Consider the following 16,771-nt stretch of genomic DNA (forward strand, 5'->3'; position numbering starts at 1 on the left):
GGCCTTTTATAAGGGCTTCTCTTTTTTAGCATCGTAATCTTTAATAATTTCAATTGGATCAATTGCATCATCATCTTGTACATATTGCTCTACATATGGAGTCATCAACTTCTCAAACTGATTTTCATCATCCACTAAAGCAATACAAGTTTCATAACCCTCAAAATCAGATGGATATAAATGTGCAACAGCACTACCAGTTTTTAAAGCCTGATCTATCGCATTTTTTAATTCCAATAAACCCTTCCTGTTTCCTAAAATCAATGCTTCTCTATGATGAGTTTCTTGAGCATATATATTACACATCTCTAAAATATCATCATCATCCACTTGAATAGACATACAAAAAGCACCTCCAAAGTAAAATTTAGTCAATTATATAATTATTGATGCCAACATGCCAAGACCTCAAACGTCTCATTGGCTACTTTATCCTCATCTTCTTTATGGTCTCTCAGCTTTTTATCTCTTTCAAGAAGACTGCTTTGTATGTATTCTTGCTGTTTTTCAACTTGCTAGAGTTTACAAATAACATCTAACTCTCTACTATCATTATACCCCGAATTTAATGAAATTTATAGACTGTTTTCCCCCCATATCTAGCCGTATACTGTTATACGCAAGTCAAAAACGATAAGGGGTGTGGCTGTATGAATGACAAGCAAAAGGTGTTAGATCCAGGGCCATTTTTTCATGGGACAAAGGCAGAATTGAAGATTGGGGATCTGCTTGAACCGCTGCATTTATCCAATTATCAGGATAAAAAATCGAACCATATTTATTTCACCGGAACACTAAACGCAGCCAAATGGGGTGCTGAGTTAGCCAGGTCTGATGCGAAAGAAAGAATTTATATTGTAGAACCGTTAGGCGAGTTTGAAAATGATCCAAATGTGACGGACAAAAGATTTCCCGGCAACCCAACACGTTCTTATCGATCGAAATCTCCGTTGAAAATAGTCGCAGAATTAGGTTCATGGGAAAGACATTCCGATGAAGAAATCAATCATATGCTAAGCTCCTTAAAAAAATTAAGTGAAGAAGGAAAAAATGTCATCTACGATTGATGTTACGTATATTTAAATAACACAAAGGCCGCCTCATGAACTGGGCGGCCTTTTATTTGATCTTATTGGAAGAACGCATCCATCAGCTCATCAAATGTTTTGGCTTGCTTGAGGGCGCGAATGCGGTCTGGATTGTCTAGTAAATCGACGGCCTGTTCAAAGAATTGGTTCATGCAGGCAGCGTCATCCTTATGAATCGCTAGTAAAAAGACAATTGATACTTGGTCTCCCTGCCAGTCAATCGGCTGTTTTAAGTGTGCGATGGCTACAGAGGAAGTGCCTTCATTTGTGATGAGCGGATGCGGCATTGCAATACCGCTGCCAAGATAGGTAGACGACATTTGCTCACGCTCAAGCACCGAGGGCCGAAATGAAGACGATACTAGCTGATGCGCCTCCAAACTGCTGCATAATATATTTAATACCTCATCCTTGCTGCTTAGGTCAGCATTCATTAAAGTCAATCGCTCTTGAAAAAACGCCATCAGCTCTTTTGAGGGTGCCCCGTGTCCATTTAATAAATGAATGACTTCATTCACACGCTGTATATCATGCTGTTCAAAAAAGGCACTGACCTGAATGACTGGTTTCCCCTTTGATGTGAGTGGAACAGTTGTGATGATGACGTCACACGGCAAAGAGGAGCTCATGAGATAATCCTGATAGGAATAGAGCTCAACGATGTCAAGCTCGTGCTGAAAGGCTGACTTCAATTTAATTTCAAGGAGCCTTGCCGTCCCTAGTCCAGACCCGCACACGATAATGGCTTTCTTTTTTTGCGAGGTGTCGAGCTGACTTCTTTCAAATGAAGCAGCGATATGCAAGGCAACATATGCGGCCTCGTCTTCATTTGGTGTACGCACCAGCTGTAAGGCATTGAGTCCGCTGACAGCCAAATCAAACGGGTAAGGATAGGACGCTTTGATCTCATGCAAAAGCGGATTTTGTAAGGATACGCCATATTGGATTCGATTTAATAGCGGCTTCATATGAAGCATCAAGTCTTGCTGCAGAATGCTGTCATCAGCAAAACGATGGCCGCTTGTTTTTTCAATGTGCTGTAGAAAGACTGTAACCGCCTGTTGAACTTCCACTGTCGTCTGATGCTGCGCGGCTTCTTTCCACGTTTGATTCGCCAATAGATGCATGACTAAGTAATCTGTTTCATCCTCTGATAAGGTCACATAAAAAGTGTCACTCACCTGCTGTATGATTTTTTGTGCAATTCTCATTAAAACTGGTGATCTTTGTGTGCGGGCAGTACTAGCGGATACCCGCTGGTTTTTTCGTGTTTGCTGAATCGCAATGGCTAAGTGAATGACTAAATTTTTTAAAGCAATGTCTTTAATGAGCAATGACTCTTGATGCAGGTTCGTCAACACAATAGATCGAATGGTTTCAAGAGATATATCAGGAAAATGGAGCTGCTCCCGCTCAGTGATATGAGAGAGAGCAGGCTCTTCTTCAAGAAGTAAGTCTGCATAGCACGTTCTTTTTTGCAGCTCGTCTCCTTCAATCTTTAAGCCAAATCCAGGCTTTGATACAAGGGTCATGCCGTAACGGGCTAACATCTCTCGTCCTTTTTTCAAATCACTGCTGACCGTCATGCGGCTGATAAACAGTTCTTCAGCCAGCTGGTCAATTTTTAAGTAATCTGATTGAAGCAGCAGCTTTCTCATCATAAATCGTACACGCTCTTCTGGCATGACGGGGACAAGAGAGCGGGCAGGAAGTTTTTGTTGATGAAGCCAAAGTAAGAAAGCGTCTTGGTCACTCGTTAAAAGAGTATATCCCTTTCCGCGAATCGTTTTAATTATGGCTCCAGCTTCCTTTAAATACTCATTTGCTTCCTTGATTAAATTGCGGATAGAGCGGTCAGATAAGCGAAAAGAGGCAGTGAGCTCCTCCAGCTTCACGAACCCCTTCGTTTCAAATAGCCGCTGAATCAGCTGATAGGTTCGAGGATCTGCCGTCATCATCATTGCGCGGCTCCTTGCGCCTGTAAGGCATCCGTTCCAAGAGCGATGGCGCCCATTAAACCAGATAATCCATCAAAGGATGGTTTTGTGATAATTTCATGTAAAGGCTTTGGCAGCTGCAAATAGCCGCGAAGCCGCTTGTCTGTTTCATCAAGAATAAGTGGCAGCATAGCTGGCTGTTTCATCACGCCTCCACCTAAAATGATGCGTTCTGGTGAAAGGGTGAGCAGCAGGTTAGCAGTCATCTGCCCGAGATAGTAAGCATGAAGTGACCAGGCAGGATGATCCTCTGGCAGCATGGGTGCCAGTGTATGATAGCGTCCTTCTATGGCAGGACCAGATGCCAGTCCCTCTAAACAATCATGATGTATAGGACAGCAGCCTCCGTATGTGTCATGAGGATGCCGCTGAACGGTGATATGACCCATTTCTGGATGCAGCAATCCGTGAATAAGGCGATGTTCAATATAGGCACCTCCGCCTATTCCAGTCCCAACAGTAATATAGACCAAGGAGGCAGGTTTTTCTGCTTCAGTTGAAAAACGAGCTTCTCCGAGTGCTGCACAGTTCACATCGGTATCAAGCTTCATCGGGATCCCGAGGGCTTGTTTTAAGGTAGAGAGGAAAGGGAATTGGCGCCAGGCCGTTTTTGGTGTGTCTAAAATCGTCCCATAGCTTGGGCTTTGCTCTTTCACATCGACAGGACCGAATGCCCCAATTCCAATTGCATCAACACGATTCTTTGTAAAGTAATCGATCACTTGCCGGCATGTTTCATCTGGATTCCCTGTTGCAAAGGAAGTCATGTGTTCAATCGTTCCGTCTGTTGTTCCGTAGCCGCAGACAAATTTCGTTCCGCCTGCTTCAATGCCTCCAATTCGCATGATCAATGCCCTCCATTAAAGAGGGGCGGAATCCAATGGATCCCGCCCCTACATGTTCATTTTTTCTTTACAATGTAGGTTTGTACCTGACAAGGTGTAAGCGGTTCAATGTGTAATGATCCATGTTGTGCTTTGAGTATCTGTCCTTCAGGTGTTTCTCCTAAATTCGCTGTTTCTCCGTGTTGTAGAGATGAACTATTGATTGAAGCGGCTGTTTGACGCGTTAAATATGGATTGAAGAGACGAATGACAATGCCTGTTCCATGCTCCTCTTTTTTCAGAGCGCTTAGAATGGCTCCATCTGTCTCGATGTCAAGCAGGCTATAAGTAGATTGTAAGTCTTCTTTTTCATCTCGGAAAGAGAAAATTAAACGACCGTTTAAAAAATCTGCCCGCTCGTAGCATTGAACAGGGGTGGTATACCGTTTGGCAAGCTGCGCTAAGTGTCCCTCGCTGACTGCATCCTTGCTATAGTGCATACCAAATGAGAATGACAGTGCACCTTGCAGCTGAGCGTCAGGTGTCTCAACAATTTTTTCCCCAGATGCGCGTCCTGGACGATAAAGGAGATTTTCTTTCCCCATTTTTCCGAAACAGCGGAAGAGCGTATACGCAATCGTTGTGTAACCTTCTCCTGTGATTTGGTATTCTCTCACGCAGTCGGTCAACAGAGCGGCACCATATGCTTCATCACGAAGTGCGACAAAGGATTGCATCGGTTCAATGGTGATCGGTTTTTCTTCCCAATGTTCATTGTTCCACCATTCAAGCTCTTGCGTGAGCTCTGTTGGGCGTTCGATTGTACCAAACTGTTGATCGCTTAGTGATACGTTTGATGCAATGCCTGTATCAAAAAGAACACGAAGGCGATGATCTAATGCATGGTTATCGACATCTACATGAAAACGGATGACAGCATCGTTTTTGTTTAATGCCACCTTCGCTGTGATCGGAAGTGAAGTCGCAGCCGATTGCTGAGAGCGCGCCTCTAGGTCATAAGGGACAGTGAGCTGAAGCTTGATGGTCAGCTCCTCTTGCAGACCGCTTTTAGACACTGAGATGTCCGCTGATGAAAGATCTTTTGATGACACATACAGATCCTCACGCGGTGGTGAATAGTTGTAAGAATCCCCATCGTCTCCGTTGTCTTCAAAGATCATTTGCTCAGAGAAGGTCTTGCCTGTTTGTTTGTCTGTGATGTCCAGTGATCCGTTGTCATTTGCCGCAATGCGGTAATGCTTATTTTCGATCACGCGTCCTTCTGTTTGTTCCCACGCAGATTCGCTTGATTCATCGAAGACCATGCTCACTTGTGTATAGCCTACTGACGGTAAGTCGATGGCTTCAATTAGCAGCACGGCTTTCCATACTTGCTTTGGCATGTACACTTCTTTACTTGGGTTAAGAGAAATTTGCTGTGCCAGCACATAATCTGTGACATCGGTTTTGCTTTTCACTGTGTACTGAAGCGTTCGTCCATTTGCATCCTTTAGCGTAAATGGACGTTCCGTGATAAAGGTCTCGACTTCAATGACTTCAGAACGCTTTGAAGGCAGTGTATTGAACAACGTGAACGTGATTTCCTGCTCTGTTTGCAGTCGAATAGTGATGAGACGCATGTGCAAGTCTACAAGATTCTCAGCGATTTCCTTTGCCTGCTTGTAGCGGAAGAAGACATCTTGGTTTGTCGTGTCACTATTACAGCCGCCAATGCTGTCATGCGCTGCATTTTCAAACATAAGGTACCAAATATCGCGAACCGTATCATGCGGATAGTCGTGTCCAAGCGAATAGCTGATCGTTAGGATAGGCTCCATCACATTCACGAGATAGTTTTCGATTTGATTGTTTAAGATTTTTAAATCCGCTCGTGTTGAAAAGATCGATTTGTGAATCCGCATATGCTTCGCGTGAATAAGCTCTCCTTGTAACGTCTCAAAAGATGTCCGCTCTTTTTTCACGGCTGCAATATAATCTTCTAAACTACTGATTTCATAGTGATGCTCGTCAAGCTCATTGGCTTTTTCTAATAAGTCAGGCAGGTTTTTACGGATCGGTGCTTGGTCAAAACCGTTCGGGAAATAGACATTCTTTGTGGTGGCCTTTGCTTGCAGCGCACCAATTTTTTCAGATAAAAAGGCTTGTAAGTCCTCATCCTTCTCAGGAATATTCCCGCCGTAGTAGTAGCCAAATGGCAGGTTCACAGCAAAGACTTCACTGCCGTCAGCGCCGCGCCAATTGAATTCAGTATGATTCGTCATATGGTCAGAAACGCCACGCCAAAATGCTGTATCGACAATGCCGAAGCCGCGATAAATTTGAGGCATTTGTGCCGATTGACCGAAGGAATCAGGGACATAGCCGACTTTCATCACGTGGCCGAACTGCTGACAGCGTTCAATCCCATATTGCAGGTTACGCACAATCGATTCACCTGAAATGACGAGCTGGTCGGTTTGGGTATACCATGGGCCGATGATGAGACGTTTCGCTGTGACGAGCTTCTTGATTCGATTCTCATCCTCTGGACGCCATTTTAAATAATCATCTAATAAGGAAGCCTGGGCATCGAGCATGAAGTAATGGAACCTTTCATCTGTTTCAAGGGTATCTAAAATGTCCATTACGCTTTTCATTAAGTAGATACGGGAGCGGGAGGTGGTGAAATACCATTCCCGGTCCCAGTGAGTATGTGGAATCACATGTACATTGACAGTCATTGATCAACGACACCTTTCTTCGTTCAAATTATCCTTCTAGCACAAGGTCAAAATCGTCTTCTTCTTTCTGCTTCTGATCATGTTCCGGCGTTTTTGGCTCTTTTTTCTCAGAGAAATTCACAAGCAGGTTGGCGCCAATACCGATGACGAGTGCGCCAGTAAGGGCTCCGATTAAATAAGCCCACCAGTTTCCGACTGAGAAGAAGCCGTATAGCCCGCCAATTGGCGGCATGATGTCATGAACTCCTAATAATGCAGCGACCCCGCTTCCAACAGCACATGCGACAACATTTAGCGGAATCAATTTCAAAGGATTGACGAGGGTAAAAGGGATCGCCCCTTCCGTAATACCGATAATGCCCATAACAAGGCCGCCTCGCCCGGCTTCTCTAAAGGTTGGAGAGAAGTTGCGTTTTCGAATCAAAGTCGCAAGCCCGTATCCAAGCGGTGGAATGACAATCGCAATATTGACAAGAATGGCAGGGAGATAGACGCCTGATAGGAAGAGCGCGTTACCAGCCATCCATGCGGATTTATTCACCGGTCCGCCAAGATCGAAGCCAATCATCGCACCTAAAATGAGAGCGAGCGCAAGTGTGCTTGTTCCATCAGCGACCATTCCTTTAATCCATTCAATTAATGCCGTGTTCAAAGCGCCTAATGGTCCGCCTAGAAGAACTGACATAAGAAGTCCGGTTAAGCCAACGGTAATAAGCGGCAGGATGAGCAGAGGGACGAGCCCAGCTGCAGAGCCTTGAATTTGAATTTTTCTTTTCACAAAAAGAGCAACATATCCTGCGAAGAAGCCTGCAATGACGGCACCTATAAAGCCGGCATTTGTTGAGCTGGCAAGGGCACCGCCGATAAAACCAGCCGCAAGACCTGATTTATCTGCAATGGAATAGGCGATAAATCCAGCGAGCAGGACGTTCATTAAGCCAATGCCTGTCCAGCCAACCTGCTCCATTAAATAGGCACCGTGCAGTATGCCGCCAGCATCCTTATAGGTGTTTAAATCTGAAACACCAAACCCTAACCCGACCAATTTTGCTAAACCAACGATAAGTGAAGCACCGATGATTACAGGAAGAATATAAGAAATACCGGTCATGAGATGGCCTTCAATGACTTTTAATTTTGCTTTCATTTTCTTTGCTCCTTTCTATATGGCATTGCTCATGTTTATTGAGATTCAGACTTTTTCTTTTCTACAAGTGCTACGGCTTTGGTGATAATTTGCTCAGCATTTTTTAAGGCACGTCCGATTTCGACACGTACAGTGGGAATGCCTGAGAAGCGTTCTGCATCGTTGATATGCTGATTTGAAGCAATGATGCAGAGGTCTGCCTGCTGTGCTTCTTCTGCTGTAATGCCGTTCACCTGTCCCATAATCCCTTGCTGTTCGATTTTGATCTCGTGTCCGAGCTGTTTACCCGCATTTTCTAACGCTTTTGCTGCCATTGGTGTATGAGCTAACCCTGCTGGACATGAAGTGACACCGACAATTTTCATTGTGTAATCCCCTCTTTCAATTGTTGTTCAATGACTTCGTAATAGTAATCAGCTGTTTGACCTGGTTGAATCTTTTCGATAAAAGCAGGTTCCATTAGGCTTGTCGCAATACCTGACAGTAATTTCAGATGTGTGACATTTGCTTCTTCTAGTGGAACAAGCAGTGTAAATAAATAGCTTGTGGGCAAATCATCGAAGCTTCCCCATTCAATGGGTTGTTCAAGTTCTAAAAAAAGAAGTGAAGCCGTTTTTACAGCGGAGCTTTTTGTATGTGGAATGGCGAAGCCTTGTTGAAGTCCTGTTGAGACTTCGTCTTCGCGTGTCAACAAATCTGCTAATAGCCCCGGCTGATCGTTTGTAATCTGAAGGTCTTCAGCTTTCTCGGAAATGTATTGTAAAATCTCATTCTTTGATCGTCCGTTTACTTGTGTGAAAACATGATCTTTTTGGAACAAGCTGATCCCTTCTCTCTTGTTTGTTAAGCGCTTACAAGTTGATTGTAATGTACTTTTCAGCATGGTTAAATAGCATCATTTTCCGTTTGAAATGGCAAAAAGTTTATGAAGCTACCCGTCTTGCTGACTGAATATCTCAAATCCTAGCTTAAAACGAGTTTAATTATATAAAAAACAGATTCTACTAAATGTATTTCTGTGATATTCTTCCAAGGTATCATAAAAGATAAGGGGGTCTTTTCATGTTCAAAAAGCAGGTCAAATCCTGTGTGGTCGTACTCATGGCCATCATTCTATGTATGGCAGCATTACCTGGATACGAGGCAGCAGCTGCCAGTCATGGAACAAGTGTCAATGAAGCCATTGGGTTAAAAAATGGTGAAGTCATCTCAGGTACATTACAGAATGAAAAGGAAGAGACATGGTATCAAATCACGCCATCTGCACAAGAAGTGGCAAAACATACACATATGCAAATTTCTGTGAAAAGTAAACAAGTGCTGTCCGTATCGGTCTATCCAAGTAAGGACAGAGCGATGAAGGATGACACCTATTCAAGGTATCGCGTGGACACAGCAAGCGGAGAGACAGAGATCAACTTCCCGCACGCATGGTCAGGTCCCTATTATGTCAAAGTGCTCTATTTAGGGTCAGAGGAAGACAGCCGTGATGAGGAAGAGGATGCGGCATATACAATCGGGTATAAAGGAGCTAACCTTCCGCCTTCTGAACCCGTTTTCCCTGAAGAAGATGAGCCTGAAATCATCATTATTGAGAAAAAGTACGGGCGTGAAATTCTTCAATCGATTCGTACAATCGAAGATAAACGATTTAATGAAACAGCAGAAGGTCGGAAGCTTTCGCGTCTGCTCCAAAAAACAAAACCGTTTCTCAAATCGAAGCTCATCAAACATCATAAAGAGCAGCAAAAGGTATACAATCATCTGCTCACATTAAAAACACTGCTAAGTGACGTAGAGAAAAATGGTGCATTTAGCGGTCATATCGTAACAGAAAAAGAACAGCAGGCGATCCGCTCCCTTTTTGATATGCTCAAAGAAGCAAGTCCGGCTTATTTAAAAAAGGAATTAGAAGCTGTCAGTCAAAAAATTGGCATTGATCAGCTTGAAGGAAAATCAGCTGGTTATGTATTAGAGAAACAAAAGCTTGTAAAAGAAGAGAAGGTTAAAACGAATAAGATCATTTTTAAATTAAAGGATGGCCAAACACTTCAATCTGCGAAAAAGAAGATGAAAAGCTACGGTATCCAAGAAAACCGTGTGACATCACAGTCAGTCAGTCCTTTATTCAAAGGCATGTATGTCTATGATGTACCAGCAGGGCAAGAATCAGCTGGAAAGACACTAAAAGCAGGCAAAGCGGCGATCAAGAGCACGGCAAGAAAGCTTTCCAGCATGCCGAATGTTGAATTTGCAGAGCCTGTTCAAACCTATCGTGCGCTAAGCAACGACGCGCAGTATGATTATCAGTGGCCGCTGAAAAACAGTGCGCAAAACAGTGGGAAAAAAGGCGCTGACGTCAAATTTGAACAAATGAATACACTGATTGGCACAAGCAAAATGAAGCAAACATTAATTGCTGTGGTGGATACAGGTGTAGACAGCCGTTTGACAGATTTAAGCGGGACTGTTCGTACAGACTTAGGTGCGAATCTCATTGGAAGAAACAAAGATGCCATTGATGACAATGGACACGGTACGCATGTAGCAGGCATCATTGCCGCAAAATCCGATAACCATTACTCAATGGCAGGTCTCAACCAACATACGGGCATCATTCCAGTGAAGGTGCTGGATGCTTATGGATTTGGCGATACAGAGCATATTGCACTTGGCATCAAGCATGCAGTGGACAAAGGCGCAAAGGTGATCAACATGAGCCTTGGCGGCTACTACAGCAGAGTGATTGAATATGCAATGAATTATGCTGCACAAAGAAATGTACTAGTCGTCGTGGCAAGTGGAAATGATGGCGTACCAGAAATGGGCTACCCTGCGACGTCAAAATACGCAATGGCGGTTGGCGCAAGCAACCGTATGGATATTGGCGCTGAGTTCTCAAGTTATGGCAAAGGACTGAGCATGTCAGCACCAGGTTCTGATATTCCGAGCTTAATGCCTGATGGGAACGTCTCATACCTTAGCGGGACATCAATGGCGACACCATATGTGGCAGCAGCAGCAGGATTACTGCTTTCTAAAAATCCATCCTTGAAGCCAAATCAAGTGAGAAATCTTTTGCAAAATACAGCAGATGACATCTCATTTAAATCTATTGATGGAAAAGACGACGTTTTCTATGATGAAAACGATGAACCAATTGTTGATCCGAAAATTCCAGGTGTCGATTGGATGACAGGACACGGCAGACTGAATGCATTTGCTGCATTAAGTGCTGTCGAATTGAATGCATCTGTGAGCAAAGTGGAGGATCAGCATCAAAAGGTGACAGGTAAAGCAAAAGCTGGCGCTGCTATCTCTGTGTATAGAGGTAAAACCCTGCTTGGAAAAGGCACAGCAGGCAAAAAAGGAACCTTTAGTGTGAAGATTAAACATCAGAACAAAAACAAGGTCCTTCACATTAAAATTTCAAAAGGAAAGGCCGCAACGACGCTCAAAACCGTCGTGAAAAAAGGCAAAGCACCAGCTAAGCCGAAAGTGAGCAAAGTAACAGTCAAAAGTAAAGCGGTCAAAGGGACTGCGGGTGCAGGCTTGACCATTAAAGTGAAAAACAAATCAAAGAAAGTCATCAAAACAGTCAAAACCAATAGCAAGGGCGCATTTACTGCCCAAATTAAACCACAAAAAGCCAAAACGGTTTTGTATGTGACCGCTTCAGATGTGAGAAAAAGAGAAAGCAAAGCAGTAAAAGTGGTTGTGAAAAAATAAAAGAAGAACTTCCCTTTCTAAAAAAAGGGAAGTTCTTTTGTTTTATACTGGAAAAATACCAATTCCTGTCGATAGTAATATAGTAGGAAATAAAAGGAGGATTTATCGATGAAAAAAATCATGTTTGCTTTCTTTCTATCATTGCTTCTCGTATTCCCAAGCTTTGCACATGCTGAAGAAACAGGTGCAGTACCAGCATCCATACAAGTAACAAGTGTCACAGCAGCCGATAGTGGTATAGTGAATTACGGCTATGGCAGTAAATATCGCGTGGGTTCTTATTATCCAGCTACGTTTAAAGGGACACTAAAAGATGCAAGCGGAAACCTCATGCCTAATCAGCCGATCCAGCTTTATTTTGAAGCAGCAATCAAATCATATGCTCAAACAGCGACAGGCACAACAGATGAGAATGGACAGTTTTCACTCACGTTTCAAGTTCCAGCAGGTGCAGGCTACCAATCATACAATAATGCAGGCTGGTCTACACATTACTACGATATCGTTCCAGTGACGTTCACGTCAAACGAGATCAAACTATCTTCAAATGTCACAAGCGTGTACCATTTGGCGTATACATCACGTTACTAATCTCATAGAAAAAAAGGATGTCATCAGGTGACATCCTTTTCTTTTTGTTAGCAAACCTGCTGGGCGGCAACCGAAAGAGTCGATAAACAAACACTCATCAGCCGTTACTCCCAGATTCGATCGAGCGTTTAACTTTTAATCTTAAGCTTTGATGGATAAGAACTTTTACACTTGAACTTTGATCCTTGAACGTTCAGCTTTGAGCTTTTATCAAGGATCATCCTAAGATGATCATCAGATGAGGAGGGAATGACCTTTCCCTCGGAGGTGTTTAGTTCTATCGATTTTCGGCTCACTAACAAAATCAATTAATCGATCTGTATTTTCGTCAGTGTATTGCTTTCAGACAAGGAAAAATCAACTTCCATTTGGAAATCTTCAATTTCTTTCGAAAGCTGTTCAATTTTTACTCGAAGGCGAAGCGGATCGATGATCACTGCCTCATTTTCAGCTAGAAAAGACTTCACGATCTCTTGGTTGGCAGCCGCTTGTGTCTTTCCATCTTTCCCAAACAAGGTTTCTAAATGCTGATCAAGTCTCCTTTTCACATCTTCATTCGTTTGTTCTGCTTTGTCGACCAGCTCTTTGTACACTTGTTTCATTTTCCGTAAATAACGAATATCGTAGTCTATCGACGTCTTACGTTCAATCGCCTCTGCCACCGTCATACGGACACCTGCCACATCAATCATTGTGGTTGCATTTGATACAACGATGGCTGATTTGATGGCATTCCGGCGTTTGATTAAAGCTTGAATCGATTGATCATCAGCCTTCGCCTTTTTTTCAACTTCTTCTTGATTCTGAAATCCGTGCTGTATATGTTTCCCGATCATCAATCCACCAAGTACGGCGTCATCAACAGTTCGGTTGATTCTTTTATCTAACATTTTCAGTTCACTTAATGCTCTTGTAATGGTCATTTCCATATTCACGACAACTCCCTTGGTTCATCCTGAAAATCATAGATTCCTATCATATACCAAAGTGTGCTTCTTTTACTAGTGATATCCTTTTTTGTCAGCGTCTTTATATAGAAAAAACCTGATGTTTATACACCAGGTTTTTCTCGTTTTTTCTGAATCCAAGCTGTCGCATAATAGGCAGCATAGCAGAGCGCAATGAAAGGAATGCCGCAGATGAGGGCTATCCGCTGATTTGGATCAAAGGCAATGCCGATGACAGATGCTAGACATAGGAGGAAGGCAGCAATCGGAACCACTGGATAGAGCGGAGTTCGAAATGATAAATCTTGAAGCTGTCCGCCTTCCTGTAAAAATCTTTTCCGAAACATCAACTGTGAGGCAGCAATTCCCATCCATACGACCACAACAGCCAGTCCAGAGATTGACACAAGAACAAGATATACCGTTTCTGGTGCGATCACACTCGATAGCAATGAAAGAATACCACCGATCATACTTAAAATGAGTGCATTCAAAGGAATTCCTTTTGATGTCAGCTTCGCCAGTTTTTTAGGAAGTGTCCGTTCTTCAGAAAGCGACCAAAGCATACGAGATGACGCGTATAATCCTGAGTTTGCGGCAGATAAGATCGCGGTCAGGATGACAAAATTCATGAAATCTGCAGCATAAGGAATTCCGATACGATCAAATACCACGACAAATGGGCTTTTGATCACCCCGGCTTCTTCTACTGGAATCAAGCCAGCCAAAACAACGATCGTTCCAACGAAAAACAGGACGAGACGCAGGACGGTTGTGCGAATGGCTCTTGGGATGGTCTCGTCAGGATTGACGCTTTCACCCGCAGCAATCCCAATCAACTCCGTCCCTGAAAACGCAAAATTGACAGCAAGCATCGTCATTAAAATGGGTAAAAAGCCGTTTGGGAAAAGTCCGCCTTCGCCAGTGAAATTAGAAAAGAACGGAGCGGCCTCACCGCCCTTTAATGGAATCAAACCAAACATTGCAGCTCCACCAAGAATAATAAAGAGAATAATAGCCATCACTTTAATACTGGAAAACCAAAACTCTGATTCTGCAAAAAATTTGACTGTAAATGCATTCAGTAAAAAGATGAGAAGAGCAAAAACACCACTCCACATCCAAACCGAAGTGTCTGGAAACCAGCGCTGCATTAATAATCCTGCCGCTGTAAATTCCGAACCGAGTGCCACTGTCCATGTCAGCCAGTATAGCCAAGCGACCGTATAGCCTGTACCAGGTCCAATGTATTTTGTTGCGTACGTATGAAAAGCCCCTGTGACCGGCATAGCGACAGACAGCTCACCTAAACAAAGCATCACGAGGTAGACAATTAATGCCCCCACAAGATAGGCAAGAATGGTTCCCGCAGGTCCGGCCTGATTAATGGTATACCCAGAGCTTAAAAAGAGCCCTGTCCCAATGACGCCGCCTAGAGAAAGCATGAACAGGTGCCGGCTCGTCATTTTTCGTTGATATTGTTGTGACTGATCTTTTGCTTGTTCCATGTCTTCCCGCCCTTTTGCTTAGAAGTGTGTGTGATGATTCATGATGTGGTTCGTTTTAAGATGTCATTGATATCTTCTGGAGTCGTGCGGCAGCAGCCGCCGATGATATGCGCTCCGTCTTTGTACCATTGATACGCACATTCGCCAAAAGTAAGATGTGACGTATCACCGCTCCATACCTTTTCTTCAGGATCATATACTTCACCTGAGTTTGGATACACCACAATCGGTTTGCTTGTTCCTTTTGTCATTTCTTGAATGAGAGAAGTGATAAATTGCGGCGGCGTACAGTTCACGCCGACAGCAGCAATTTGTTCATAAGGTTCAAGTGCCTGTACACATTCCCGTATGGAGTCACCTTCACTAATGTGCAGGCCATCCTTTGCGCTGAATGTGATCCAAGCTGATACCCCGCTGAATTCATCCCGCAGCAGCTTTGCGATGGCTGTTGCTTCAATCAAACAAGGAATCGTTTCACATGCAAGGATATCTGCTCCCGCTTCTACTAATGCCTGAATTCTTGGTCTGTGAAAATCAATGAGAGCCTGCTCAGAGAGTCCGTAATTTCCCTTATATTCTGAACCATCAGACAAATAAGCGCCGAATGGCCCCACAGATCCAGCGACAAATGGTTTTGTCCGCCCTTCACGACGCGCTTCATCCTGCCAAAAAAGATCGCGTGCCTCTTTCGCTAAAGTGACAGAGCGTTTCATGAGTTCAAGCGCTTCTTCTTTTGTATAGCCTTTTTCAGCAAAGCCTTCAATCGTTGTTTGGTAGCTGGCAGTTGTGGCGCAGTCAGCACCTGCTTGGAAGTAGTCCAAGTGTACTTGCTGAATCAATTGTGGCTGTTCAATAAGTATTTTGGCTGACCATAAACTGTCATTTAAGTTACAGCCCTTTCGTTCAAGCTCTGTTGCCAATGCACCGTCTAAAATCAAAGGTGCGTGAGCCTGTAAACGGCTTTGAATAGGATTCATCGGAATCAAACAGCCTCCTTTTTAGATCGGATTTGATGGGTATGATATGAGGCAGTAGTTTAAATGACTAAAGCGTTTTTGTCAAGGAGAGGAAAAAGCATATTAGGGCGCGAAAACCCTGAAAACATGCGGGTTTTGATGCATAAAAATGCAGTCAAAATAATAGAAAACCAAGTCATTGACAGCCTCTAAAAAGAGATATATATTATGGAAAGATTGATTTCAGAAAGCTTCATCAAAAGGCGCTGTCTTTTGATTTTTATGTTGTCCAACGACTGTCTTCTTTCGTGCAGAAAGAGGGTTTTTTATATGCTTAAAAAAGGAGGAAAGAAGAATTGAAAAAATGTGTAAAAGATATAGCGATGATTTTAGTTGGTTCTTTTTTATTTGCCGCAGCAGTGAACATGTTTGTCATTCCGCTTGAATTTGGTGAAGGCGGCGTAACGGGGCTGTCCATCATTTTTTATTATTTGTTTGAGATTGCACCGTGGCTGACGAACCTTGTGTTGAATGCGATCTTATTACTTGTGGGATATAAATACTTGGACAAGAAGACCACGATTTATACGGTGGTTGCCGTCGCAAGTAACTCTCTATTTTTACACTTGACCACAACATGGGTCGTGAATGTTCATGAATTGATCATTGGAGCGATTTTTGCAGGAATTATCATCGGTATTGGGATTGGTCTAGTGCTAAGAGCAGGCGGAACAACGGCGGGCTCTGCCATTCTCGGAAGAATTGCCAACAAGTATTTAGACTGGAACGTGAGCTATGCCATCTTGTTCTTTGATCTGATCGTTGTATTTGCTTCCTACTTTATTATTGGTGCGGAAAAATTAATGTTTACCATTGTGATGCTGTACGTGGCGACAAAGGTGATGGACTTCGTGATAGAAGGACTTAACACGAAAAAGGCAGTGACGATTATTTCTTCATGCAAAGATGATATTGCGGAAGAAATCAATCACACCCTGGACCGAGGCGTAACAATTTTAAACGGACGCGGTCATTATTCAAAGGAATCGAAGGAAATTCTTTACGCAGTCATTCAAAAGCAAGAGCTCATGCGCCTCAAGAAAATTATTAAGAAAATTGATCGAGACGCATTTGTGGTTGTCCATGACGTGCGCGATGTGTTCGGAGAAGGATTTGTGAATATATAAAAATGAAAAGACCCGAAAAAGGGTCTTTTTTTATTCTCTATACCTCTTGTCACACA

The 16,771-nt window shown here is 43.3% G+C and carries 14 protein-coding genes; 4 read left to right on the top strand and 10 right to left on the bottom strand.

From position 1 onward, the window contains the following. Positions 1-6: 6 nt before the first annotated feature. Positions 7-342 carry a hypothetical protein gene (locus NSQ72_RS01395; RefSeq protein WP_041088841.1) on the bottom strand — a complete coding sequence of 112 codons (336 nt, stop codon included), beginning with the start codon at positions 340-342 and terminating at the stop codon, positions 7-9. Positions 343-650: 308 nt separating this feature from the next. Between NSQ72_RS01395 and arr the strand changes: the two genes are divergently transcribed. After that, positions 651-1,067: an NAD(+)--rifampin ADP-ribosyltransferase gene (arr, locus tag NSQ72_RS01400; RefSeq protein WP_024424404.1), complete on the top strand. Its 417-nt coding sequence runs from the start codon at positions 651-653 to the stop codon at positions 1,065-1,067. A gap of 62 nt (positions 1,068-1,129) precedes the next feature. Here arr and NSQ72_RS01405 read toward each other — a convergent pair whose 3' ends face one another. The 6 genes from NSQ72_RS01405 to NSQ72_RS01430 are packed head-to-tail and all read right to left on the bottom strand — an operon-like array spanning position 1,130 to position 8,680. After that, positions 1,130-3,049, bottom strand: coding sequence for a BglG family transcription antiterminator (locus NSQ72_RS01405; protein ID WP_341083116.1), 1,920 nt, complete (start codon positions 3,047-3,049; stop codon positions 1,130-1,132). Beyond that, complete coding sequence (locus NSQ72_RS01410; protein ID WP_075612298.1) at positions 3,046-3,930, bottom strand: ROK family protein; 885 nt, start codon at positions 3,928-3,930, stop codon at positions 3,046-3,048. The genes NSQ72_RS01405 and NSQ72_RS01410 overlap by 4 nt, the downstream gene beginning before the upstream one ends. Positions 3,931-3,986: 56 nt before the next feature. Further along, a complete protein-coding gene (gene mngB, locus NSQ72_RS01415; protein WP_206534132.1) occupies positions 3,987-6,650 on the bottom strand; it encodes a mannosylglycerate hydrolase in 2,664 nt (887 codons plus the stop codon). Between the two features lie 28 nt (positions 6,651-6,678). Beyond that, complete coding sequence (locus NSQ72_RS01420) at positions 6,679-7,797, bottom strand: PTS fructose transporter subunit IIC (RefSeq protein ID WP_024424401.1); 1,119 nt, start codon at positions 7,795-7,797, stop codon at positions 6,679-6,681. 35 nt (positions 7,798-7,832) lie between these two features. Next, entirely contained in the window at positions 7,833-8,162 is a 330-nt protein-coding gene (locus NSQ72_RS01425; RefSeq protein WP_024424400.1) for a PTS fructose transporter subunit IIB, read from the bottom strand. Beyond that, positions 8,159-8,680: a PTS sugar transporter subunit IIA gene (locus tag NSQ72_RS01430; protein WP_260775233.1), complete on the bottom strand. Its 522-nt coding sequence runs from the start codon at positions 8,678-8,680 to the stop codon at positions 8,159-8,161. The genes NSQ72_RS01425 and NSQ72_RS01430 overlap by 4 nt, the downstream gene beginning before the upstream one ends. A gap of 179 nt (positions 8,681-8,859) precedes the next feature. Here NSQ72_RS01430 and NSQ72_RS01435 point away from each other — a divergent pair, with 179 nt between their 5' ends. Together NSQ72_RS01435 and NSQ72_RS01440 are read left to right on the top strand one after the other, a co-directional pair. Then, positions 8,860-11,526 (top strand): S8 family peptidase, encoded by a 2,667-nt coding sequence (locus NSQ72_RS01435; RefSeq protein ID WP_341083117.1) that lies wholly within the window; start codon positions 8,860-8,862, stop codon positions 11,524-11,526. A gap of 108 nt (positions 11,527-11,634) precedes the next feature. Next, positions 11,635-12,117 carry an Ig-like domain-containing protein gene (locus tag NSQ72_RS01440; protein WP_341083118.1) on the top strand — a complete coding sequence of 161 codons (483 nt, stop codon included), beginning with the start codon at positions 11,635-11,637 and terminating at the stop codon, positions 12,115-12,117. Between the two features lie 308 nt (positions 12,118-12,425). Here NSQ72_RS01440 and NSQ72_RS01445 read toward each other — a convergent pair whose 3' ends face one another. The 3 genes from NSQ72_RS01445 to mmuM all read right to left on the bottom strand — a co-directional run bounded on the left by NSQ72_RS01445 (position 12,426) and on the right by mmuM (position 15,549). Further along, entirely contained in the window at positions 12,426-13,046 is a 621-nt protein-coding gene (locus NSQ72_RS01445) for a hypothetical protein (protein ID WP_039176173.1), read from the bottom strand. A gap of 122 nt (positions 13,047-13,168) precedes the next feature. Further along, the gene (gene mmuP, locus NSQ72_RS01450) at positions 13,169-14,572 is read right to left on the bottom strand and encodes an S-methylmethionine permease (protein WP_047203047.1); all 1,404 of its coding nucleotides are present in this window, start codon (positions 14,570-14,572) and stop codon (positions 13,169-13,171) included. Between the two features lie 38 nt (positions 14,573-14,610). Further along, on the bottom strand, positions 14,611-15,549 hold the full coding sequence (gene mmuM, locus NSQ72_RS01455; protein WP_341083119.1) for a homocysteine S-methyltransferase: 939 nt from the start codon (positions 15,547-15,549) through the stop codon (positions 14,611-14,613). Between the two features lie 335 nt (positions 15,550-15,884). On the opposite strand from mmuM, the gene NSQ72_RS01460 reads away from it, so the two are divergent. Continuing rightward, positions 15,885-16,715 (top strand): YitT family protein, encoded by an 831-nt coding sequence (locus NSQ72_RS01460; RefSeq protein ID WP_024424393.1) that lies wholly within the window; start codon positions 15,885-15,887, stop codon positions 16,713-16,715. Positions 16,716-16,771: the final 56 nt, after the last annotated feature.

The sequence above is a fragment of the Bacillus sp. FSL R5-0659 genome (assembly GCF_038008785.1).
Taxonomy (GTDB): Bacteria; Bacillota; Bacilli; order Bacillales; family Bacillaceae; genus Bacillus; species Bacillus safensis.

Bases quoted from the DNA above. Each gene is read 5' to 3' on its own strand.
- NSQ72_RS01420 (WP_024424401.1), bottom strand. From the start codon at position 7,797: ATGAAAGCAAAATTAAAAGTCATTGAAGGCCATCTCATGACCGGTATT.
- mngB (WP_206534132.1), bottom strand. From the start codon at position 6,650: ATGACTGTCAATGTACATGTGATTCCACATACTCACTGGGACCGGGAA.
- NSQ72_RS01445 (WP_039176173.1), bottom strand. From the start codon at position 13,046: ATGGAAATGACCATTACAAGAGCATTAAGTGAACTGAAAATGTTAGAT.
- NSQ72_RS01430 (WP_260775233.1), bottom strand. From the start codon at position 8,680: ATGCTGAAAAGTACATTACAATCAACTTGTAAGCGCTTAACAAACAAG.
- NSQ72_RS01435 (WP_341083117.1), top strand. From the start codon at position 8,860: ATGTTCAAAAAGCAGGTCAAATCCTGTGTGGTCGTACTCATGGCCATC.
- NSQ72_RS01405 (WP_341083116.1), bottom strand. From the start codon at position 3,049: ATGATGATGACGGCAGATCCTCGAACCTATCAGCTGATTCAGCGGCTA.
- NSQ72_RS01410 (WP_075612298.1), bottom strand. From the start codon at position 3,930: ATGCGAATTGGAGGCATTGAAGCAGGCGGAACGAAATTTGTCTGCGGC.
- NSQ72_RS01440 (WP_341083118.1), top strand. From the start codon at position 11,635: ATGAAAAAAATCATGTTTGCTTTCTTTCTATCATTGCTTCTCGTATTC.
- NSQ72_RS01425 (WP_024424400.1), bottom strand. From the start codon at position 8,162: ATGAAAATTGTCGGTGTCACTTCATGTCCAGCAGGGTTAGCTCATACA.
- mmuM (WP_341083119.1), bottom strand. From the start codon at position 15,549: ATGAATCCTATTCAAAGCCGTTTACAGGCTCACGCACCTTTGATTTTA.
- mmuP (WP_047203047.1), bottom strand. From the start codon at position 14,572: ATGGAACAAGCAAAAGATCAGTCACAACAATATCAACGAAAAATGACG.
- arr (WP_024424404.1), top strand. From the start codon at position 651: ATGAATGACAAGCAAAAGGTGTTAGATCCAGGGCCATTTTTTCATGGG.
- NSQ72_RS01395 (WP_041088841.1), bottom strand. From the start codon at position 342: ATGTCTATTCAAGTGGATGATGATGATATTTTAGAGATGTGTAATATA.